Annotated in this window: 22 protein-coding genes and 1 pseudogene; 5 read left to right on the top strand and 18 right to left on the bottom strand. The window is 38.1% G+C overall.

Translation table 11 applies throughout. From position 1 onward, the window contains the following. The first annotated feature begins 59 nt into the window (after positions 1–59). The 5 genes from AEA09_RS05230 to AEA09_RS05210 all read left to right on the top strand — a co-directional run bounded on the left by AEA09_RS05230 (position 60) and on the right by AEA09_RS05210 (position 4225). The gene (locus tag AEA09_RS05230) at positions 60–1028 is read left to right on the top strand and encodes a 4-hydroxy-3-methylbut-2-enyl diphosphate reductase (RefSeq protein WP_053582830.1); all 969 of its coding nucleotides are present in this window, start codon (positions 60–62) and stop codon (positions 1026–1028) included. A gap of 404 nt (positions 1029–1432) precedes the next feature. Beyond that, a complete protein-coding gene (locus AEA09_RS05225; RefSeq protein ID WP_053582829.1) occupies positions 1433–2482 on the top strand; it encodes a TRAP transporter substrate-binding protein in 1050 nt (349 codons plus the stop codon). Between the two features lie 324 nt (positions 2483–2806). Beyond that, positions 2807–3568 carry an SDR family NAD(P)-dependent oxidoreductase gene (locus tag AEA09_RS05220; protein WP_053582828.1) on the top strand — a complete coding sequence of 254 codons (762 nt, stop codon included), beginning with the start codon at positions 2807–2809 and terminating at the stop codon, positions 3566–3568. Positions 3569–3635: 67 nt separating this feature from the next. After that, entirely contained in the window at positions 3636–3854 is a 219-nt protein-coding gene (locus tag AEA09_RS20220; protein WP_053582827.1) for a hypothetical protein, read from the top strand. Between the two features lie 173 nt (positions 3855–4027). Further along, positions 4028–4225, top strand: coding sequence for a YwbE family protein (locus AEA09_RS05210; protein WP_053582826.1), 198 nt, complete (start codon positions 4028–4030; stop codon positions 4223–4225). Between the two features lie 164 nt (positions 4226–4389). Here the strand turns inward: AEA09_RS05210 and hslO are convergent, their stop codons facing one another. The 18 genes and pseudogenes from hslO to ccpN all read right to left on the bottom strand — a co-directional run bounded on the left by hslO (position 4390) and on the right by ccpN (position 20390). Next, a complete protein-coding gene (gene hslO / locus AEA09_RS05205) occupies positions 4390–5268 on the bottom strand; it encodes an Hsp33 family molecular chaperone HslO (protein WP_053582825.1) in 879 nt (292 codons plus the stop codon). 20 nt (positions 5269–5288) lie between these two features. After that, positions 5289–6281, bottom strand: a complete 993-nt coding sequence (locus AEA09_RS05200) for an LLM class flavin-dependent oxidoreductase (protein ID WP_053582824.1) — start codon at positions 6279–6281, stop codon at positions 5289–5291. Between the two features lie 33 nt (positions 6282–6314). Beyond that, on the bottom strand, positions 6315–6536 hold the full coding sequence (locus tag AEA09_RS05195) for a DUF896 domain-containing protein (RefSeq protein WP_053582823.1): 222 nt from the start codon (positions 6534–6536) through the stop codon (positions 6315–6317). A 103-nt stretch (positions 6537–6639) separates the two neighbouring features. Next, positions 6640–7593: an LLM class oxidoreductase gene (locus tag AEA09_RS05190; protein WP_053582822.1), complete on the bottom strand. Its 954-nt coding sequence runs from the start codon at positions 7591–7593 to the stop codon at positions 6640–6642. Positions 7594–7624: 31 nt separating this feature from the next. Beyond that, positions 7625–8104, bottom strand: a complete 480-nt coding sequence (locus AEA09_RS05185) for an RrF2 family transcriptional regulator (RefSeq protein WP_053582821.1) — start codon at positions 8102–8104, stop codon at positions 7625–7627. 503 nt (positions 8105–8607) lie between these two features. Beyond that, positions 8608–9207 carry an NADPH-dependent FMN reductase gene (locus tag AEA09_RS05180; protein ID WP_053582820.1) on the bottom strand — a complete coding sequence of 200 codons (600 nt, stop codon included), beginning with the start codon at positions 9205–9207 and terminating at the stop codon, positions 8608–8610. A gap of 492 nt (positions 9208–9699) precedes the next feature. Further along, positions 9700–10434, bottom strand: coding sequence for an urease accessory protein UreH domain-containing protein (locus AEA09_RS05175; RefSeq protein ID WP_053582819.1), 735 nt, complete (start codon positions 10432–10434; stop codon positions 9700–9702). Positions 10435–10558: 124 nt separating this feature from the next. Next, positions 10559–10906, bottom strand: coding sequence for a DoxX family protein (locus AEA09_RS05170; protein ID WP_053582818.1), 348 nt, complete (start codon positions 10904–10906; stop codon positions 10559–10561). A gap of 77 nt (positions 10907–10983) precedes the next feature. Further along, positions 10984–11178, bottom strand: a complete 195-nt coding sequence (locus AEA09_RS19475) for a Rossmann-fold NAD(P)-binding domain-containing protein (RefSeq protein WP_082332569.1) — start codon at positions 11176–11178, stop codon at positions 10984–10986. Between the two features lie 639 nt (positions 11179–11817). After that, a complete protein-coding gene (locus AEA09_RS05160; protein WP_053582817.1) occupies positions 11818–12042 on the bottom strand; it encodes a hypothetical protein in 225 nt (74 codons plus the stop codon). 14 nt (positions 12043–12056) lie between these two features. Further along, a pseudogene (locus tag AEA09_RS05155) lies at positions 12057–13179 on the bottom strand (Nif3-like dinuclear metal center hexameric protein). A 1-nt stretch (position 13180) separates the two neighbouring features. Then, on the bottom strand, positions 13181–13873 hold the full coding sequence (locus tag AEA09_RS05150; protein WP_053582816.1) for a tRNA (adenine(22)-N(1))-methyltransferase: 693 nt from the start codon (positions 13871–13873) through the stop codon (positions 13181–13183). A gap of 213 nt (positions 13874–14086) precedes the next feature. Continuing rightward, positions 14087–14437, bottom strand: a complete 351-nt coding sequence (cccA, locus tag AEA09_RS05145; RefSeq protein ID WP_053582815.1) for a cytochrome c550 — start codon at positions 14435–14437, stop codon at positions 14087–14089. 334 nt (positions 14438–14771) lie between these two features. Next, positions 14772–15335 carry a VIT1/CCC1 transporter family protein gene (locus AEA09_RS05140; protein ID WP_053582814.1) on the bottom strand — a complete coding sequence of 188 codons (564 nt, stop codon included), beginning with the start codon at positions 15333–15335 and terminating at the stop codon, positions 14772–14774. A gap of 387 nt (positions 15336–15722) precedes the next feature. Beyond that, positions 15723–16850, bottom strand: a complete 1128-nt coding sequence (gene rpoD / locus AEA09_RS05135; protein WP_053582813.1) for an RNA polymerase sigma factor RpoD — start codon at positions 16848–16850, stop codon at positions 15723–15725. Between the two features lie 32 nt (positions 16851–16882). Beyond that, complete coding sequence (gene dnaG, locus AEA09_RS05130; RefSeq protein WP_082332671.1) at positions 16883–18718, bottom strand: DNA primase; 1836 nt, start codon at positions 18716–18718, stop codon at positions 16883–16885. Positions 18719–18927: 209 nt separating this feature from the next. Next, the gene (locus AEA09_RS05125) at positions 18928–19740 is read right to left on the bottom strand and encodes a pyruvate, water dikinase regulatory protein (RefSeq protein WP_053582811.1); all 813 of its coding nucleotides are present in this window, start codon (positions 19738–19740) and stop codon (positions 18928–18930) included. Positions 19741–19757: 17 nt separating this feature from the next. Further along, positions 19758–20390 (bottom strand): transcriptional regulator CcpN, encoded by a 633-nt coding sequence (gene ccpN / locus AEA09_RS05120; RefSeq protein WP_053582810.1) that lies wholly within the window; start codon positions 20388–20390, stop codon positions 19758–19760. Positions 20391–20535: the final 145 nt, after the last annotated feature.

Raw genomic sequence — 20535 nt, 5'->3', positions numbered from 1 at the left:
TGTATTCATCGTGCCTGTCCGTTATAATAGTGGTACGTAAGCTTGAAAGGAGTCACAACATGCAAGTACTAAAAATTAATCCACGTGGCTATTGTTACGGCGTTGTTGATGCGATGATTATTGCACGCAATGCTGCGCTTGATAAATCTTTACCAAGACCTATCTACATTCTAGGGATGATCGTACACAATAAACATGTCACAGATGCCTTTGAAGAAGATGGTATCATTACATTAGATGGTGAAAACCGCTTAGAAATTATTGAACAAGTTGAGACGGGTACTGTCATTTTCACAGCGCACGGTGTTTCACCTGAAATTCGTGAAATTGCAAAACGTAAAGGCTTAGTATCGATTGATGCGACATGCCCAGACGTAACAGTGACACATGATTTAATTCTCGAAAAATCAGCAGAAGGTTACGATATTATTTATATCGGAAAAAAAGGACATCCTGAGCCAGAAGGTGCGATCGGTGTTGCACCAGACCACGTTCATTTAGTACAATCTTCAGCAGATATTGATGCATTAGATTTAAAGAATGATAAATTGCTTGTAACGAACCAAACAACAATGAGTCAATGGGACGTTGTACATTTAATGGATAGTTTAAAAGAGAAATTCCCACATATTGAAGTGCATAAAGAAATTTGTTTAGCAACGCAAGTTCGTCAAGAAGCTGTTGCAAAACAAGCGGGTGAAGCCGAGTTACTAATTGTTGTCGGTGATCCAAAATCTAATAACTCCAATCGTCTAACACAAGTTTCTGTTGAAGTTGCTGGTACACCGTCCTACCGTATCGCAGACGTATCAGAACTTAAGATCGAATGGTTAAAAGGAATTGAAACAGTCGCTGTTACAGCTGGTGCTTCAACTCCAACACCAATTGTCAAAGAAGTTATTGCTTTCTTAGAACAGTTCGACGAAAACGATGAATCTACACATGTCATCAATCGTACGGTAACACTCGACAAAATCTTACCGAAGATCAAAACGCCAAAACCAGTCGAAAAAATCATGCCATATTAAGGTGCCAAAAAAGCTCTTGAGAGTGTGACAGCTTATCCACGTTAAAAAACCCAAATTGTCCATTGACGACAATTTGGGTTTTTCTCTATTTACCATTATAATAATTCACCGGACGACCAACACCGCTCTCCACTTTTTCAAGCGTGCCATGAAGCAACTACACCTCGCCCTAATTGAGTCACTGTCTAATTCCCTTACAAATTAATAAAGCGAAAATGTATCCCATCGCTAAAGTACCGGGTATTAATTTCCCAGTTGTATAGAAAAGTATGAGACATGATTTTTCCTTTCATCGATAACTTATAAAATTTCAAAATCATAGTCTCACCTCTGACTATATTTCAGCGGACTTCTTATGTTAGAATAGCAAAAACAAAAGAAATTACTAACAATTTGGTGTAAATATGAAAAAAATTATTATTTTATCAATATTATCGGTCCTACTATTAACGATTGCTATCAATATTCAACAAGGCCTATTATTTGCCAAGCCACTTCCATACGACGATGAACAAAAAGGGTTAAATACGCAAATTACAATTCGTCTAAGTCACGTCGTGGCAGAAAACACACCTAAAGGACTAGCGGCAAGTAAATTCGCTGAGCTTGTTGAAGAAAAAACGAATGGTGTAGTAAAGGTCCAAGTTTATTCCAATGCTTCGCTTTATAATGACGAAAATGAATTTAAAGCATTGCAAAATGGCGAAGTCGAAATGATTATCCCCACTTTTTCAAAGATGACTTCATATATTCCTAAATGGCAAGTTCTCGATTTACCTTACCTATTTAACACGGATCAGAAAGTCCACGATGTACTTACCGGCCCTATAGGTGATCTATTACTAGAGGAACTAAAGCCTTATCAGGTAAAGGGACTTAGCTTTTGGCATAATGGATTTAAGCATTTAACATCGTCTGATGATCCGATTCACACATTTGAAGATTTACAAGGTTTACGTGTGCGTACTATGCCTAGTAAAACACTTGAAAAACAATTCGAAACTGTTGGTGCAACGCCAGTACCTATATCCTTTAGTGAAGTTTTCAGCGACTTAGAGGCCCATGCTATTGAGGCACAAGAAAATACAGCTTCAAATATTTACTCAAAAGGCTTTTATAAAGTACAGCAACATATGACATTAACCAATCATGGGATTTTAGGGTATGCAGTTTTGATGAACGAAAATTTTTGGCAAACGCTCCCTACAAAAATCCAAAAACAAATTACTGAAGCTATGGAGGACACGACAGACTGGCAATTTGAACAAGCCATTTTAGTGAATGAAAAAGATTTACGTAAGCTTCAGCAAATGGATGATTTTGAAATTTATGATATGAGCGCAGAAGAATTAGCTCACTTTAAAGAAAAACTGGCACCTGTTTATGATTACTACTACGCTAATATCGATGATGATAAAGTGTTAGAGCAAATTCAACAAATCGTTTCACCATAACTAATTTTGGTCATTAATGATGAACTCCTCACCTCGTGTGAGGAGTTTTCTTTTTCTATAAAAAACTACTAAGAAGAAACAGTTTATAAAAATGTCCCAAACCATTGATATACCTATATTTACATCAGTTTTAGAGTTACTACTATATATAGTCTCAAAAACGGTAGACGAATTTGACTTATAGCAGGAAAAACGCGTTTTGGCCGGTGACGTAATAATAAAATAGAAAACCTAATGACAAGTAGATTTTTTGTAAAAGAAGGAAATTACACCCCCTTGTCGAAATTAGTTACTTTACACAATTTTGCAATGGAGGGGTATTTTATGTCAAAAATAATGCAAGATAAAGTTGGGATTGTGACAGCTGCTGGAAGTGGTATTGGAAGAGCTAGCGCTATTGCCTTTGCACAAGCAGGGGCCAAAGTAGTCGTTTCAGATGTCAGTGAAGATGCAGGGATTGAAACAGTGAAACTCATTAGAGACAATGGGGGTGACGCTATTTTCATCTCTTGTAATGTGGCAGAAGAACAACAGGTCATTGATTTAGTTAATAGCACTGTAGAACATTTCGGTCGTCTGGACTGGGCGCATAACAATGCAGGCATCGGTGCCCCATCAAAACCAATAGGCGACACTGACTCAGCTGACTGGGACCGCTGTATTCAAGTGACAACAACAGGTATGTATTATGCACTGAAACATCAAGTGAATGCTATGGTGAAAACTGGTGGCGGAGCTATTGTAAATACAGCCTCTACATCCGGTTTAATCGGCACTGAGAATTTGGCAACATACAGTGCAGCGAAATGGGCAGTCAATGGACTAACAAAGTCTGTTGCACTTGAATATGCAAAAAAAGGAATTCGTGTTAATTCCATTTGTCCGGGCATGACATTAACTCCCGCTGTAGAACATTGGGCAAAGGAAGTCCCAGAGCAAGCAAAATACATTGAAAATGATATCCCGCTTGGTCGTATGGGCAAACCAGAAGATCAGGCAAATGCGGCTGTTTTCCTTTGCTCAGATCAAGCCGCCTATATTACAGGAGTAAATTTACCAGTCGATGGTGGACAAATCGCAAAATAAAATAAAACAGTATGTGAAACCTCCGATCTACTCACTCGTATTAAGTAAGTAGATCGGAGGTTTTTATATGGCTACTTTTTCATTTACATATCCTAAATTACTAGACGGACTTTCTAATATTCCAATACTAAATGAACAAAACGATGCTTTTTGCGTACTGCAAAAAGTTGAACGTTCATCTGATGGTAAAGCACTTAATGTTTTGCTCCTTATTGCTGCGCAACAGTCACTTCCATTTCATTATGAAACACGTACAACACTCGGGGCTCCCCTCTTTCAAGTGTAACCCACCCTATTAACAAAAGGGTTGAGTCATCAACTTATTATGCCCGTTGGATCCGATGACGCTTTATTTATTGCATTATTGGCTACACTTTATCAATCGCTGTTTGCTTATAATAACTAACATTATTTTTATGTTATAATATTAGTTATTCTAATAGATGTGAGGCATTTAACATGAACGGACAAAATCGAAAAGATATTCACCCAGGTCTTGAGGTCAATATTATTCTCAAAAAGGACCAACGCACAGGAGTCAAAACACGCGGCATTGTCAAAGATTTACTGACAAACTCAGCCCGCCACCCACACGGCATCAAAGTACGCCTAACAGATGGACAAGTCGGTCGTGTATGTGACATTTTTCAGAAATAATGCTTAAGGCTATCTCTATACGGAGATGGCTTTTTTTAATACTACACGCTCGTCCTTCCTGCTATACATTTAAGTTTGTTTATATACATACCTTCATTACACCTGAAGTTAATATTTCAGTCCGTACTATAATTACTTCATCTACCTTCTGACTTGTAAATTTATTAGACCGCCGCTTCCATTAGTCCCTCTAGGTTCTCTTTAGTGAAATGATAAGTTTCATTACAGAAATGACAATTTGCTTCAGCCTGTCCGTCAGTTTGAATCATGTCTTGAATCTCTTCGCTTCCTAAACTTACGATGGCATTGGCAACTCTCTCTTCCGAGCATTGACACTGGAATTGAACGGGCATTCTTTCTAGAACTTTTACATTCCCTTCGCCTAGTACTTGCTCAAGAATTTGTTCCGGCGTCATACCTTCTGCAATCATTGAAGAAATTGGTGCAATTACTTTCAGACGTTCTTCTATTGCGCTGATTATTTCATCCTCTGCCCCTGGCATGAGTTGAATGATGAAACCACCTGCAGTTTGAATTGTGTTGTCAGGGTTCACTAGTACACCTACTCCTACAGCAGAAGACGTTTGTTCGGAATTAAAAAGATAAGATGTGAAATCTTCTCCTATCTCACCAGATATAATAGGGATTTGTCCTATAAAAGGTTGCTGTAATCCTATATCTTTTGATACTGTCAGCAATCCATTTGTACCTACTGCTCTTTTCACATCTAGTTTTCCCTGTTCATTAAGATCGAAATGAGTATGAGGATTGGATACATAGCCTCTAACTTCTCCTTTGGCGTTTGTATCAACGAGAATTGTGCCAATAGGACCCCCACCATTGATTTTCACTGTTATTTTTTCTTCACCTTTGAGCATTGCTCCTAGCATCACACCAGCAGTCATAGATCGCCCTAATGCAGCCGAAGCAGTTGGCCAAGTATTATGACGACGTTGTGCCTCTCCCACTGTTACGGTTGTATTAACTGAATATGCACGTACTTGATCATTATAAGCTAGCGCTTTTACTAAATAGTCTTTCATTTTCTTCTTCCTTTCTTTCTTTAAAACAATTCCTGTGCTAATAATTTATAAACATTTAGTCGTTTCTCTTGTGAATGAGGGATGCTGCAAATCATCGCTTCATCAAATCCATAGTGAGCTTGCTCTTCTTGTAACAATGTTGCGATTTCTTTTACATCTCCCACTAAATGGATTTTACGATTTTCTTTAATCATCATGCGATCCATTTCCGTCAATGGATAATCACAGGCTTCTTCAGGCGTCAAAACTTGCCCAATTTTGCCTTTCAAAAACATTAAACGCCAAATATCTTGTGGCATTGCCTCATACTCGGCTTCTTCTTTTGTTTCAGCCGTTGTCACCATATAGGAAACATTGATTTCTGGTTTCTCCATAAAAGCTGAAGGTTGAAAATTCTTTTTGTATACATCTAAGATTTCCTTAGTCATTTCGCCATTAAAAAATTGTGCAAAAGAATAACCAACGCCCCTGCGTCCAGCCTGAACAGCACTGTTGCCGCTTGAACCCAATAGCCAAGCTTCCGGCAAAATGACTTGAGACGGTGTTGCGATCGTTTTATTATACAAGCTATCTTCAGGTACCTCGTCGTTGATCAACTGCAGGGCAGTATCAAATTTTTCATACATATTATCTATCATCGGTTGGCGTCCTTCAGATAAAGCATAAATGGAGTAATTATCCCCTCCCGGAGCTCGACCAACGCCAAAATCAATACGGCCCGGTGAAAATGCACTTAGTGTTTTAAACACCTCCGCCAGTTTCAATGGGGAATAATGCATCATCATCACTCCGCCAGTTCCAATCCGAATATTTTTTGTTTTAGCAGTCAAATAGGCTGTCGTCACCTCAGGGGCTGAACTCGCAAAAACAGTTGTTGCATGATGTTCTGCCATCCACATTCGATGATAGCCTAATTCATCTCCTAAAATCGCTAGTTCCTCCGCCTTTTTTAAAGCGTCTGCTGCCGTGTTCCCTTTCGTAATGGGTGCTTGGTCCAAAATACTTAATCTCATTTAGATATCGTCCTTCCAATAAGCTTATTCTTCTCATAAATCCGTTTCCTTTTCTTTGCGCAACTTGTCTGGTGTGACATCATTGCCAAGTGGATCGAGCACAGTAATTCCTGAAAAAGTGTCGAGAACTTGTCCGCGAATTGCGCGTAAGTAATCTTCACGCAATACTTGCTGCTCAACCCGTTCAGCATTTGTCAAACCTTCTTCACGCTGTTTTTTCGCTAATTCATTAATACGCCCTAAGTTATTTATCATCTTATTCCATCTCTATTCTCTTCAATAATTTTTCTTATAATTCAAGCATATTTGATTACTTATCATACTCACACTCTTTACAACTACCCTGTTATCCAATCAGTTATGTAGTCAGTGTTGGAAAATGCGGTACCACATACTCTCCCAATTCTTGAATCACTTCAGCCGTAGGACGATCTCCATTTTTCAAAGCAAGTATGACATGATTAATCCCTATCTCTTGTAAAGCATAAAGGTAATCGATTAAAAACTGACGACCGGATGTGAAACCGACTTTTATCGGAATTGGGCTAGGTGAAGCCATTGGATTCTCTGATAAGTTAATAACTAAAGGTTGAGAAAATGGCTTAAATCTTCCCGTCACTTTCCTCCAAATCTTGATAAGCTCTTGCTGTCGATTCGCCTCTTGCGCATAAAACATCCAGCCATCCGTGTTTTCTGCTAACCATTCAATTGTTTGCCCAGAATATCCTGTACCCAAAATAGGAATATCGGCTAAAAGTGGCTTAGGAACCACATCACCCTCTGTTAGTCCTACTCGATTTGACTGTATTATTGGGAATGTTTCTTTCCACACTTTTCTCATAACCAGTATGGACTCCCTAAACAATTCTGCCCGATCATCACGTTCTACTTTAAATGCAGGAAATTCGATTGGACGGTCTCCTGTTGCAACACCAAATAAGAGGCGTTGTTTAGACATATCATCCAAAGAAGCAGCTGACTTTGCTAAGTGAAGCGGATGTCGCAATGACGTGACAATACTTGCCGTGCCAAGCGCGATTTTATTCGTATGTGCGGCTACGTATGCAAGCAATAGGAAAGGATCGTGAATAACGCCATTATCCCCAAAATTGGGATCATAGAGCGGTGAATCCCTTACAAATAAAGAAGCAAACCCTAGATCTTCCGCTTTTTTGGCTAGCATCATTTGTTCTGCTAGATCTATTTTCTGAAAGTTATCCGCAGACAACTCCAAAGGAAACGAAAGGCCAAGCGTCAATTTATTCTCTTTAAATGTTCTTGCGAAGCCATTATGTGATTGAAATTCCCCCATACTTACTCCACCTGACTATGATGCTTTTCTATTATAAAACCATTTTTTCTTTTACCCATTCTTGTAGCAACTGCACTTTTGGTTGATAATTTTCATTTATTTCTTCATATAAGGATGCAACTGTTTCACGCTTTAACACGGATTTCCAAGAAGACTCGGCTTCTTCCATTAAGTTCGTTAATAAGCAGCAACTATTTTCTTCTTCTATATCCAACATGCCATGCATAACTCCACTAGAGGAATAAAGAGATTGTTGTCCCTCTATAGCAAGATAAATATCGTAAACGCGAATATCTTCAGGTTTTTTCCTTAATTTAAATCCGCCTTTGACCCCTGGTACTGAAGTAATCAAGTCTGCACTAACTAACTTCCGCAACAATTTTTGAAAATACGTTGGTGAAGCTCCCAATTGTTGACTGATCGCTTCTCCAGGTAATACTGCTTTATCCGGTAACATGTTTAGGATAAGAATGGCATACACTGACTGTTCGACTCCTGTTTTCATCTGCATTTAAATCACCGCCTGTAATCTAATATTTTTCACACCTTCAACAAATACTAAAACGGATAATCATTATCCACGTTAGTCTAACATGACATTATTTAAAAGTAAACTTTTCTATACTGTTGCTCTCTTATACCATGTTCCTAACCCTATCTACATCTTAAATATGGGAAGCTACGCTATTTACTCCGAAAATATCCTTAGATGTATAGAAGTATTCCCAATTGAAAACGGTGCTTTAACAGTAGTTATGACGATTTCTCAGGATGGCGAATCGCTAATAGAATTTATGTGTACGACTATGAAACTTTTATACCACCAAGGACATATTGCAGGGATAGTGAAGGCCGTTTCCTTATTATTAACTACAAATAGTTTTTAGCTGACTCCAAGTATTTTCAAGACGTACATTTTACGAGCATCTATGCCAAATCCATATTATTTTTACTTTTAGCCATAAAAAAAGGCAATATGCGCACGAGTTCATGCACATATTGCCATCTATTTTATTAGCGGATTGTTTTTAATGCTGTAGACCAAGAAATAACTTGATCTAACATTTGGTTAACTGAATCTGCTTGCACTTCTTTTGGTTTAAATACTGTACCGTTTTCGAAGTCTGTAAATAATGATAATGCAGGATGTACGCGAACATCCGCTACTAATAATTCACCAAGAATGCCACGTAAATGCTCAGCAGCACGCGCTCCACCAACTGAACCGTAAGATACGATACCAGCAGCTTTGTTATTCCACTCATCACGTAAGTAATCTAATGCGTTTTTAAGTGCACCTGTGATTGAGTGATTATATTCTTGAACGATGAATACAAAACCGTCGCACCCAGCTATTCTTTTTGACCACTCAGCTGCACCAGAAGCATCTCCACCTGGCTCACCTAATAGTGGCAATTTAAAATCTGCAATATCGATAATTTCGTATTCAGCGTCACCGCGTTTTTCTGCTATTTCTTTAACCCATTGACCTACTTGTGGACTAACTCGCCCTTCACGTGTACTACCTAATACAATACCAATTTTCAACATTTCATTTCCTCCTTGTTGTTCTTCAGTAACATTCGAACCGAATAGTTTTTTAAAAAAACTCATTGAAATACCTCTTTCTCATTTCTACATGCAACGTGTTTGGGAAGACACTCTAAATGTAAATCCCTTCTCGTTATGCATATCTATACCATGTACATATTTTTGTTGAATTATTCTTTCTTATAAAAATATCTCGAATACGAGATATAAACTAAAAAAATTGAACATATGGTGACTGCAGTTCACTTAATATGCTTGCATTTTTTTTCGATGAATCAAGAAAAAGGTTACATATTGGAATCGAATATTATCTTGAATTCGAGATAAATTTATCACATTTCCAATATCGTTGTCAATCGATTAAACCTCAAAATATTGAATTTAACTTTCGGCTCTATACAAAAATCTGTATTTGCAGAGGAATCCCACTCCCATTCCGCGGGCAAGTCGCAAGCCTAGTACAGCATTTACCCTTGAAAATGATGTACTAAACATTACAGCCGAAATCACCGACATGATACGCCACACAATATTACATCTATCTATATCTTCGAATTATATTTCCCAATAGGTAATGGTGTCGAACACACCAATAATGATTAAAATAGTTCCCGCTATGAGTTGCACTATGTTGCCAATCTTCCTACTGTTTTTCATGATCAGCTTCTGTGTATCAAGGGCTCTGATTAATAGAATAAGTAAAATAAGTGGGATAGCCGTAGCAATTCCAAAAATCCCTGGTAATAATAAGCCATATGAAGTTGAAACTACCGTCGGCATTAGCCATACGAAAAAGAGCACAAACATCGTTGGACAAAAGGCAATTGAAAAACTAGCGCCTAGAAGAAATGAGCCGAATTTACCTTCTTTTAAAATAAGGGGCATTCGTGATGATATACGGTCAATAAACTTCAATTTTAGAAACCCTATCAAAATAAGCCCCGTTATGATCATCAAGGGACCAATAGCTTTTCTAAACAGAGGAAAATACAGGGTCATTTCCGTTTCAAAGGATTGCCCAAATAACCAGGCAAAAAAACCTATGCCACTAAAGACAACTACTTTTCCTAAAATAAAAAATCCGATTTCTCCCCAGCTACTTTTCATCTGAATAGTACGATTTCCATAAAGCGTAATTGCACTTATATTGCCAGTTAGCTGACAAGGTGCTAGTGCCCCAATCAAGCCTAGTAGTATCGCGATAATTAAAGGTGAATGCTCATATGTATTTAAAAATAAGGTAATAGGTTCACTGATAAATTGACTAATTTGCGACACGAGACTATACATTTTTCCGAACTCCTTCTTGTCATGCGGTTGCTATTATTTTAACATTTTTCCAGACACTAGAACGACGAAATAAGCCACAACTTAGTGTCATGACTTATTTTGCAAACCTTTTACACATACGTTACTATCCAGTAGTGATAGATAGTAAAATAATTGCAAGTATGCCAAGAACAGCAATCGGTAGTGTGTCCTTCAAGCTATCTTTCACACGAATATGTGTGAGTACGCCACCAAAGCCTGTTGCTACTAATAGCACCGCGCCAGCTAGTAATGCGGTCTGTTGCCAATAACCGACGATTAGTAACAAAGCGGCTACTACTTCCACCAGCCCTGTCACAACACGGAACCACTGTGGAAGTCGCCAATGATCGAAATTTTTTGTATGCATCGTAGTACCAGATATTTTCCCAACACCGGCCATGAAAAATGATAAAGCTAATAACCCCTGCAATATCCAACCGAAAACTTCCATTACAAATCCCTCCTTATCTAATTAAAGACAATCGGCATTTTATGAATCCATTCATCCTCAATAGCTGCTTCAATCATTCAATGAGCAACATTTGCACGGGACACACCCATTTTTCCTTTCGTGCTACCAAAAGAAATGGCATAACCTGTGCCACCACTTTTCACGTTCGGATTGATGATACGAATAATTGTCCAATCAAGGGAAGAGCCTGCGAACAGTTTAGCGATACCTTGCATTTCCTGATAGCCAGTTGGGTAGAGTAACTTTGCCATTATACCTGGTACAACTGTTACTATTTGTTTTTTCCTCCTTCGCTTGAATAGAGGGTGTACCCAGCGTAATAAAACGCTTTTTTCCTTATCGCTCCATGGTCGAAATAATGCCTTGATGCGCAGCTGTGATAGGCAATGCCTCTATTTTTCTACTCATCGAAAGTGCTGGTCCTAGTGTACTTATTACTACATCACTCTGCTGAATTGCTTCATCTATTTTAATCGTTTCGTTGTATTATCTAACGTTGATTCGTAAATTCAAAGCACCTTCTCGGCGAATAAAAGCCGTCACTTGATTTCTTACCTGTAATGCGAATCGTACCACTTGTGCTCTAATTGCACCGTTTTCGTCAAATTGTACAAGATTCATGTTTACCTCCAACAGTATATGATTATCCAACAGATGTTGTAGTTTAATATATTAAAATAAGGCTTGTCTCACAACCAACAAAAAAAACTATGTATTCCTAATACGACATATTCAACAACCTACCCACGTCTATTTACACACCTCGTTAAATAAAAAACATCTTTAAGTGGCAAAGTCTACACTTAAAGATGTTTTCATTTTAGAGTAAGAATTAGTGCAAGCATTACGTTTTTCGGATACGTATCTTAAGCAAGTTCTTTTAGTTCATACTATTGCTTACATTCAAATTTATAGCTTGTGGAAAGGAAGCTTTTTTCTTTTGAGACAATTGCTTCGCCCCCATCCTTCTCACATTGTTGCGTCATCTCATCGATTCTCTTGTCATTCATATTATTAGTCATCAGTGTCATTCCGATGCCGAACACAGCAATCATCAGACCTATAACAAGCCAAAGTTTACCGGCACCATTGCCAGCAGGTCTTGTATTTGCCACACAAATACCCCTCTCTATACAAATAAAAACGGTTCTGTTATGTACCTCTGATTGTACAAATTCTACCGTATATTTCTTGTCAGCACATAATGCAGCCATTTTTTGCGCAACGCCAGCAATCATTACCTTTTCAACATGGTGACCAGGGTCAACAATTTGCAAACCAATCGCTTGGGCGTCCTGTGCCGTATGGAAATACATATCCCCTGTTAAAAATACATCTGCCCCAGCACGTTTAGCTGTATAAATATACTTATTGCCGTCGCCACCAACAAGGGCAACCTTTTTCACTGTTGAATCTAAATCCCCTACTACGCGTACAGCTGGCACATCTAGCTGCTTCTTTGCAAACTCTGCAAATTCACGCAGTGTCATTTCTTTAGGTAAATAGCCAACACGACCTAGCCCCATAATATTTGTTTGTTGATCTAAACGAATAAAGTCATAAGCTGGTTCCTCGTATGGATGTGCATTCAGCATTGCTTTTAAAACCTTATTTTTAATAGGTGCAGGGAAGACGACTTCCACTTTTACTTCTTGTTCGACATGTAATTCACCAATAACACCGACATGAGGATTGGCGCCTTCAAGAGCGCGAAAACGGCCTTCTCCAGTCGTTGTATAGCTACAAGCCTCATAGGCACCAATACGCCCTGCTCCAGCCTTTGCTAGTGCCTCACGTAAGCTTTCAGCATGAGTTGTTGGTACGAATACAGCTAGCTTTAATACATCTTCCGCATATGTCTCTTCTAAAATAGAACGGTTCTCTAATTGCAATGTATCTGCTAGTAAATCATTAACGCCGCCTTCAGCTACATCTAAATTCGTATGTGCTGCATAGACGGCAATATCATGTTTAATAAGCTTTTCATATAACTTACCTGCTGGATTGTCTGTACGAATATTAGCTAGCTTGCGGAAAATTGGGGGATGGTGCGCAATAATTAGCTCACATCCATTCGCAATCGCTTCATCAGCCACTGCTTCATTGACATCAAGCGTAACTAAAACCTTAGTAATTGGCTTATTTAATGATCCAATTGCAAGTCCAATTGGATCATTCTCCATACATGCTAGTTTTTTCGGTGACCATGTTTCAAATAATTGTATGATTTCTTGTCCGTTGACTGCTTTCACATTACAACAACCCTTCTACTAAGTTTAGAAGATGCGTTAATTCCGCACGTTTTTCATCGATTTCAGGTGTTTGCTCTGCTCCTTCAATCGACTGTAGCACACGTTGCCAGTTTTGTTTTTCTCGCGTCCATTTCTGCACAAATGCTGGTGCTTTGCGTAGCATTAGTTTTGGACCAAATAAAATTTCAGCTTCTGTTAGTTTCATCGACCCACGTTGTAAAACGACAATTTCATAGATTTTTTCATCTTCTTCAAGAATGGCTTCATCCTGAATTGCCCAGTTGTTTGCTAGTGCCCACTCACGAATAACTTTCGCATGAATATTCGGCTGTAAAATAAGACGAGTAACACCGCGTAAACTTTCTGGATGTTTCTCTAAAATCGATACGATGAGTGGGCCACCCATACCTGCAATAGTTACCGTATCTACTTTATCCGCTGCTTCAACTGCTGCAAGTCCATCTGCTAATCGTACTGTTATTTTTTCTGTTAATCCTTCTTTTTTCACTTGTCCTACTGCTGATTCAAAAGGACCTTTGACAACTTCACCCGCTACTGCACGAGTTGCAACACCTTTATGAATTAAATAACATGGCAAATAAGCATGGTCACTGCCAATATCGGCTACAACCGCACCTGTCGGAACAAATTTAGCCACTGTTTCAAGTCGTTTTGATAATTTTTGAGCATTCATCTTTTTACCGCCTACCTTAAATATAGTCAATTCTAGTATGTATGAAATTGTAGAAAAAAACAAATGGAGATGCTTCAAAAAACTTTTGAGGCATCTCCGTTCTACGCACAAGTGGAAGCCATCAAATGCACCTCCCATTAATACGCTTTATTTAATTGCAGAAGCTGTGTCAAAAGTGAATGTACGCACTTTTAACACAGCCCCTGTAAGAAATTATTCTAAAGTTGCAATGTACTCAGCGATTGCTTTTGCTTCCGCTTCGTTTTTCATTCCTGCTGTCATTGGCGTTCCTTCAATACCGTTTGTTAATACATCAACGATACGGTCCTCTGGTAAGCCGTGTAGGTTTGGACCCATACCACCAGTTAAGTCACCACCGTGACAACCGATACAAGATTGTACTACTGCAGAACCATCATCAGTTGCTTCAGTTTTTTCGCCTCCGCCTTCAGCTTCAGCAGCAATATCTTTCTGGTTACCAGCGCCTTGTAAAGACATGAAGAAAATAAGACCAATACCAAATGCCATAATTAAGATGTAAGGAACGATTGGATTGTTTTTCATGTGTTTCCCCTCCTCATTTTCAAATCTACTTCTATTATAATATAGAATCAGTCAACATCTAATATTGTACTGCATAACACTGGAAACGAAAAGCCCTATTCGCTAAGTTTTCCTTTGTTTGTAACATTTTCGACATTTCTGCAACATTACCAAAAAATATGACTTGCTATCACCAGTTATTAGATATTAAATTAAATATCTTCCATTTATTTCAGTTCCTCATCTAGGAAGCATAGTATTTTACTATCGCCGCTTCCTTACAGAACAGAGTATTAGCTTTCATTGTAAAACCCTTTCAACGGATTTAAGGACCGATAAAAGGGTTTTCATCACACTACATTAAATTCATGACATAATAGCCTATAAGTACGACTAAACCAAGAACTCCTGAAATCGTGAAATAAAGGAGCCTCATTTTAATACCTGACCATAACCATACGATACAGTTCCCTGCAATCAAGCTAAATAGTACTAAATTATTCCCACTAAAATAAGTTGTACAAATTTGAATGGATGCGCAAAATAATAAAATTGCAGCAAAGACATGAAACACAGGTGCTAACAAGCCGTTTGTCTTCGCAGTCTGAAACGCCACAATAAATAAAACAATGGCGGCAATCGCTACAACAATTGATAAGATTAGAGTAAGTGATGGTACTGTGAAATAGACAAATAATAGAGCAATGATACCAATAAATACGCTTGCAGCTACGACCAGTATTTTTCGTTTTTCTGAAGACAATACCGCGCGATTAGGATTCGCCTCTTCTATCGCCTCTAATTCGTTCCCTTCCGCATAGAGCGTTGTTAAAAAATCACAATAATGTTCAGGTAATAGCTTATTTTGCTTCCAAAATAAAATCTCATTTAATATTATTTTTTTACGAGGATTTGTCATACTACATTCTCCAAACATTGTTTAATAATGGTTGTACTACAATTTTATCTCACGTTATGTAAAATGACATCTGTATAAAGTAGCAATAAACCAAACTTATGACCCGTTCTAATTATATATTTTCAATTATTTCGAACCTTTTTATAAGCTATTAGAGTGATTATTTCTTGTATTAAATATATTTTATCAGGCGCGTTGATTAACCAACTTTACCATTACCAATAAAGTGGTAGGTTTATTCTGCTACGGGCGCTCGCTTTCCGCGGGCAAGCAAAGAACAACCTGATATTTTATATCAGCATTACTATCATGGTAGTATATGCTTTAAATATTGCACAATAATAACAAAAAAGATACCTTCATTTGAAGGTATCTTAATTCATCGTATTATTCTAAGAAATCTTTTAGACGTTTAGAGCGTGACGGATGACGTAACTTTCTAAGTGCTTTAGCTTCGATTTGACGAATACGTTCACGTGTAACGCCAAATACTTTCCCTACTTCTTCTAATGTGCGTGTACGACCGTCATCTAAACCGAAACGTAATCGAAGTACGTTTTCTTCACGGTCTGTTAATGTGTCTAACACATCTTCTAATTGCTCTTTTAATAATTCATATGCTGCGTGATCAGAAGGTGATTGCGCCTCTGAGTCTTCAATGAAGTCTCCCAAGTGTGAATCGTCTTCTTCCCCAATTGGTGTTTCAAGAGAAACTGGTTCTTGTGCAATTTTTAAAATTTCGCGTACCTTTTCAGGAGTTAAGTCCATTTCTTCCCCGATTTCTTCAGGTGATGGCTCACGACCTAAGTCTTGTAATAATTGACGTTGTACACGAATTAATTTATTTATTGTTTCAACCATATGCACGGGAATACGGATTGTACGTGCTTGGTCAGCAATGGCACGTGTAATCGCTTGACGAATCCACCAAGTAGCATACGTAGAGAATTTAAAGCCTTTACGATGGTCGAATTTCTCAACTGCTTTAATAAGCCCCATATTTCCTTCTTGGATTAAATCAAGGAATAACATCCCACGCCCAACATAACGTTTTGCAATCGATACAACAAGACGTAAGTTTGCTTCTGCTAAACGTTTACGTGCTTCCTCATCACCTTGCTCAATACGTTCAGCTAATTTAATTTCTTGACTCGCTGAAAGTAAGTCAACACGGCCGATTTCTTTTAAATACATACGGACAGGGTCATTGATTTTAACACCTGGTGGTACACTTAAATCATTTAAATCGAAAGTTCCTTCGCTTGCTTCTTCTTTCAGCAAACTTTCTTCTTCGAATTCTTCTTTACCGATAATTTGAATATCTTTACTTTTTTCAAGATCTTCAGCGAAATGAAAAACTTCTTCGTTTTCCAATTCATAAGGGGTTAATCTCTCAGCGATTTCTTTCATTGAAATCTCGCCATCAGATTTCGCCTTTTCTTGTAATAATTTTTTTGTTTCATCTAGTGTAATTTCTACTTCTACCTCTTTTGAACGTTCAGACTTGTCCGCCATAAACCTTCCTCCTTCTAAACAACCGAATCGGGTTAAATCGCCGATAACGATTTTCTTAAATGAATAATCTGTTGGGCGATTTCAAGAGCACGTGCATACTCGTGCATCTTCTCCGCTTCCTTCGACTCATGCATCTTTTCATTAATTTCTTGTTCAATACGATATTTTTGAAGCTGACGCAAAGAGTCTGTTACCTCTGCCTCTGCCTGATCAGGGTCACGCTCTACTAAAGACGCTTCCATGACAATTTTACGTAATTCCGGGTCATCCAGTACTTCAACAAAGCGTTGATAATCAGGATGCCCAAATTCCTCATAAAATCCAATTAATCGAACAAAAACAGCCATATAAGCATCTCGTACAAATGGTTCTTTCTGTTCACTACGTAATACCCTGTCCACTACATCTATATTATGAAGCATATGGGCCAGTAATAAACGTTCAGCACGTTCTGCTGCGTCCATAGGCTTTTGTTGTTGCGTGACTGGCATCAATGGCAAAGCTTGTTTTTGCACTTCAGTCTTTACTGAACGTACCTTGCTCGCCTCTAACTTTCGAAACTGTGCATAAATTGCTTCTTCCGAAACATTTGTTTCATTTGATAGCTGCCTTATATATAAATCGCGCTCGACTGGTGAAGACCTGCCCACAAGTTGTTCCAGCACTTCTTGTATATATTGAAGCGTATCATTTTCAAACTGAAAATTTTTATTGCGTCTAGCATGCATCATCATGAAAGCAATATAAGCATGCGGATTTTCAAGAATTTGTTCCTTAAAGGCTTGACCACCTTGACTCCGAATATACTCATCGGGGTCTAGTTTGTCAGGTAAAACCGCAATATTAACATTCATACGTTCAGCTTGCAGTAATTCTGCAGCTCGTTTCGCCGCATCAAACCCAGCATGATCACCATCATAGCAAATCGTAACTTGCTCTACTAAGCGCTTTAGCTTTGTGATATGCTGGCTTGTTAGCGAAGTACCCATCGTAGCTACAGCATTTGTTATACCCGCTGAACTAGCTGCTAACACATCCATAAAACCTTCCATCAATATAACTTGACGATTTTTGCGAACCGAGGTTCGTGCCCTGTCTAGGTTATAAAGCACCTCACTCTTATGGAAAATAGGTGATTCTGGACTATTTAAATATTTCGCCTCTTCCCCTGTCGACGATAATATCCGCCCTGAAAACGCAATTATTTTACCATTTTCATCACGAATGGGAAACATAATACGACCTCTAAAACGATCAAAATAGCGCTCTTCTCCTTCACGCTTAATGATTAAGCCACTTTCTGATATTTCTTGTAAGTTATAACCTTTCCTTTCAAGAAGTATCGTAAGCGCATCAAAGCTTTGGAGCGACCATCCAATGTTATTAGATTCGATAAGTTCCCTCGTAAATCCTCTTTCTAGCAAATAATTTAACGCTTCTTCACCATCTTCTGTGTTGAGTAGCAAATGTTGGAAAAAATCTGCCGCAAAAGCATGCGCTTCTTTCATGCGCTCTTCTGTTTTAGATACTGTTTTCATTAATTCTGGCATACTAGGTTGAATGTCTAAATGTATACCAGCTCGCTCACCAAGCTTTACAACGGCGTCTGGAAACGAAATATTTTCAATGTCCATGACAAAAGTAATGGCGTTACCACCTGCACCACATCCAAAGCAATGAAAAATCTGCTTATCGATAGATACAGAAAAAGAAGGTGTTTGTTCACCATGAAATGGACAGAGGCCAAACCAGTTGCGCCCACGCTTTGTGAGTTGCATATATTCACTAATGACATCCACAATATCCGATTGCGTTCGAATCTGCTCAATCACTTCTTCTGGAATCTTCCCAGCCAATTTCATCACCATCTTTAAATTATGTTCTAGAACACAATTCGCTATTAATTTTAAAAACCCTTTATTTCTCGACAAAAAAATAAGGATTTTCTCTTTTCAAATATTTTTACCACAATTCTATTATTATAAAACAAATTCCGACTTTTATCTATATATTTTTGCATCGACTCAAAAAAACCGCCTCTTTCTTGCTGAGGTGGTTTAAATAATATAATAATTAGTTATTTATAAGTCGCGATATATTCGATAATGACATTCGCTGTTTCTTCTACAGCTTTGTTCGTTACATCTATTACCTGACAGCCAATGCGATCTACAATTTTCTCGAAATATTTAATTTCTTCTAGTATTCGATTATGCTGTGCGTAAACTGCGTCATCATTTAACCCTAAAGAAATTAATCTTTCTTTTCGAATATAATTTAATTTTTCTGGAGAAATAACTAATCCAATACACTTGTTTGAATCAATCATAAATAACTCATCCGGTGGATCTACTTCAGGTACAAGTGGTACATTCGCTACTTTATAGCGTTTATGCGCAAGATACTGCGAAAGAGGTGTTTTTGAGGTACGTGATACCCCAATAAGTACAATATCTGCTTGCAATAAACCTCTTGGATCTCGACCATCATCATACTTTACCGCAAATTCAATCGCTTCAATTTTTTTGAAGTAATCATCATCGAGTTGATGCACAATACCAGGCGTTTCCAATGGTATTTCTTCCATAAAAGCGGCCATAGATTTTAGCCCAGGTCCTATTATATCAACCGCATGAATTTTTTCTTTTTCACAGAGCTCATTCAAAAAAGTACGCATTTCCTGCTGAACAAGTGTATAAACAATAAGTGCATTCTGTTTGACCGCTAAATGTACAATTTTACGAATGAGTTCTTCTGATTGAATATGAGGAAAGCGTCTAATAATTGTCTCTTCAAAACTCGGTCGAAACTGGCTAATGATTGCCTTTGCTACGTGATCGCCAGTTTCCCCGACTGAATCTGAAACAACAAAAACAAGAAGTCTTTTCATGTTGTTCACCTTCAATTTTAGACATTTTGTGCAAGCGATAAAAATGCACGTGTAATCGTCGTTTTCGTTAAGCGCCCTACAATTTTCAAACCTTCTGCATGTGGCTCAACAACTGGTAGAGAATCGACCGCACGCTCAATCAATTTATTTGCTGCGACAATTAATGAATCTTTTCTTTCACAATAAGAAATATTGGGCATACGCGTCATAATAATATGGACAGGAATTTTATTTAAATCCTGTGTGCCTATACTAGTACGTAATAAATCTTTACGAGAAAGTACCCCTGTCAAATACTCATTCTTATCCACTACAAATAGCGTACCAACATCTTCGGCAAACATAAAACAAATTGCATCATAAACCGTCATTGTTTCAGGCACAACTACGGGTAGTGAATGAAATTCATTCACTTTCAATTTATTAATGCTATCCGTCATTTTTACGGATGTTTTTTTCCCTGAATAGAAATAGCCAACTCTTGGTCTAGCATCTAAAAAGCCAGCCATTGTGAGAATTGCTAAATCCGGTCTTAATGTCGCTCTTGTCAGACCGAGACGTTCTGCAATGTGTTCCCCTGTAATTGGGCCATTTTCTTTCACAATTTGTAAAATATCTTCCTGACGTTTATTGAGTTCGATTGGATTCACCGCCTCAAATCTAATAGTGTTATACTCATGCTCAATTATTATATACTATTTTAATCGTTATTGCGAAGAAAAGAACTACATGCTACAATATTGACACAGACGCTAGCTCCGCATGTATTTTCGAGCGATAATTTGCGTCATCTAT

Source organism: Lysinibacillus contaminans (assembly GCF_001278945.1).
GTDB classification, from domain to species: domain Bacteria; phylum Bacillota; class Bacilli; order Bacillales_A; family Planococcaceae; genus Lysinibacillus; species Lysinibacillus contaminans.
The sequence above is the reverse complement of the archived record's forward strand: the minus strand, read 5'-3'. Positions and strand labels throughout refer to the sequence as shown.

Bases quoted from the DNA above. Each gene is read 5' to 3' on its own strand.
- AEA09_RS05230 (WP_053582830.1), top strand. From the start codon at position 60: ATGCAAGTACTAAAAATTAATCCACGTGGCTATTGTTACGGCGTTGTT.
- AEA09_RS05225 (WP_053582829.1), top strand. From the start codon at position 1,433: ATGAAAAAAATTATTATTTTATCAATATTATCGGTCCTACTATTAACG.
- AEA09_RS05220 (WP_053582828.1), top strand. From the start codon at position 2,807: ATGTCAAAAATAATGCAAGATAAAGTTGGGATTGTGACAGCTGCTGGA.
- AEA09_RS20220 (WP_053582827.1), top strand. From the start codon at position 3,636: ATGGCTACTTTTTCATTTACATATCCTAAATTACTAGACGGACTTTCT.
- AEA09_RS05210 (WP_053582826.1), top strand. From the start codon at position 4,028: ATGAACGGACAAAATCGAAAAGATATTCACCCAGGTCTTGAGGTCAAT.
- hslO (WP_053582825.1), bottom strand. From the start codon at position 5,268: ATGAAAGACTATTTAGTAAAAGCGCTAGCTTATAATGATCAAGTACGT.
- AEA09_RS05200 (WP_053582824.1), bottom strand. From the start codon at position 6,281: ATGAGATTAAGTATTTTGGACCAAGCACCCATTACGAAAGGGAACACG.
- AEA09_RS05195 (WP_053582823.1), bottom strand. From the start codon at position 6,536: ATGATAAATAACTTAGGGCGTATTAATGAATTAGCGAAAAAACAGCGT.
- AEA09_RS05190 (WP_053582822.1), bottom strand. From the start codon at position 7,593: ATGGGGGAATTTCAATCACATAATGGCTTCGCAAGAACATTTAAAGAG.
- AEA09_RS05185 (WP_053582821.1), bottom strand. From the start codon at position 8,104: ATGCAGATGAAAACAGGAGTCGAACAGTCAGTGTATGCCATTCTTATC.
- AEA09_RS05180 (WP_053582820.1), bottom strand. From the start codon at position 9,207: ATGAGTTTTTTTAAAAAACTATTCGGTTCGAATGTTACTGAAGAACAA.
- AEA09_RS05175 (WP_053582819.1), bottom strand. From the start codon at position 10,434: ATGTATAGTCTCGTGTCGCAAATTAGTCAATTTATCAGTGAACCTATT.
- AEA09_RS05170 (WP_053582818.1), bottom strand. From the start codon at position 10,906: ATGGAAGTTTTCGGTTGGATATTGCAGGGGTTATTAGCTTTATCATTT.
- AEA09_RS19475 (WP_082332569.1), bottom strand. From the start codon at position 11,178: ATGGCAAAGTTACTCTACCCAACTGGCTATCAGGAAATGCAAGGTATC.
- AEA09_RS05150 (WP_053582816.1), bottom strand. From the start codon at position 13,873: ATGAATGCTCAAAAATTATCAAAACGACTTGAAACAGTGGCTAAATTT.
- cccA (WP_053582815.1), bottom strand. From the start codon at position 14,437: ATGAAAAACAATCCAATCGTTCCTTACATCTTAATTATGGCATTTGGT.
- AEA09_RS05140 (WP_053582814.1), bottom strand. From the start codon at position 15,335: ATGACAAATCCTCGTAAAAAAATAATATTAAATGAGATTTTATTTTGG.
- rpoD (WP_053582813.1), bottom strand. From the start codon at position 16,850: ATGGCGGACAAGTCTGAACGTTCAAAAGAGGTAGAAGTAGAAATTACA.
- dnaG (WP_082332671.1), bottom strand. From the start codon at position 18,718: ATGGTGATGAAATTGGCTGGGAAGATTCCAGAAGAAGTGATTGAGCAG.
- AEA09_RS05125 (WP_053582811.1), bottom strand. From the start codon at position 19,740: ATGAAAAGACTTCTTGTTTTTGTTGTTTCAGATTCAGTCGGGGAAACT.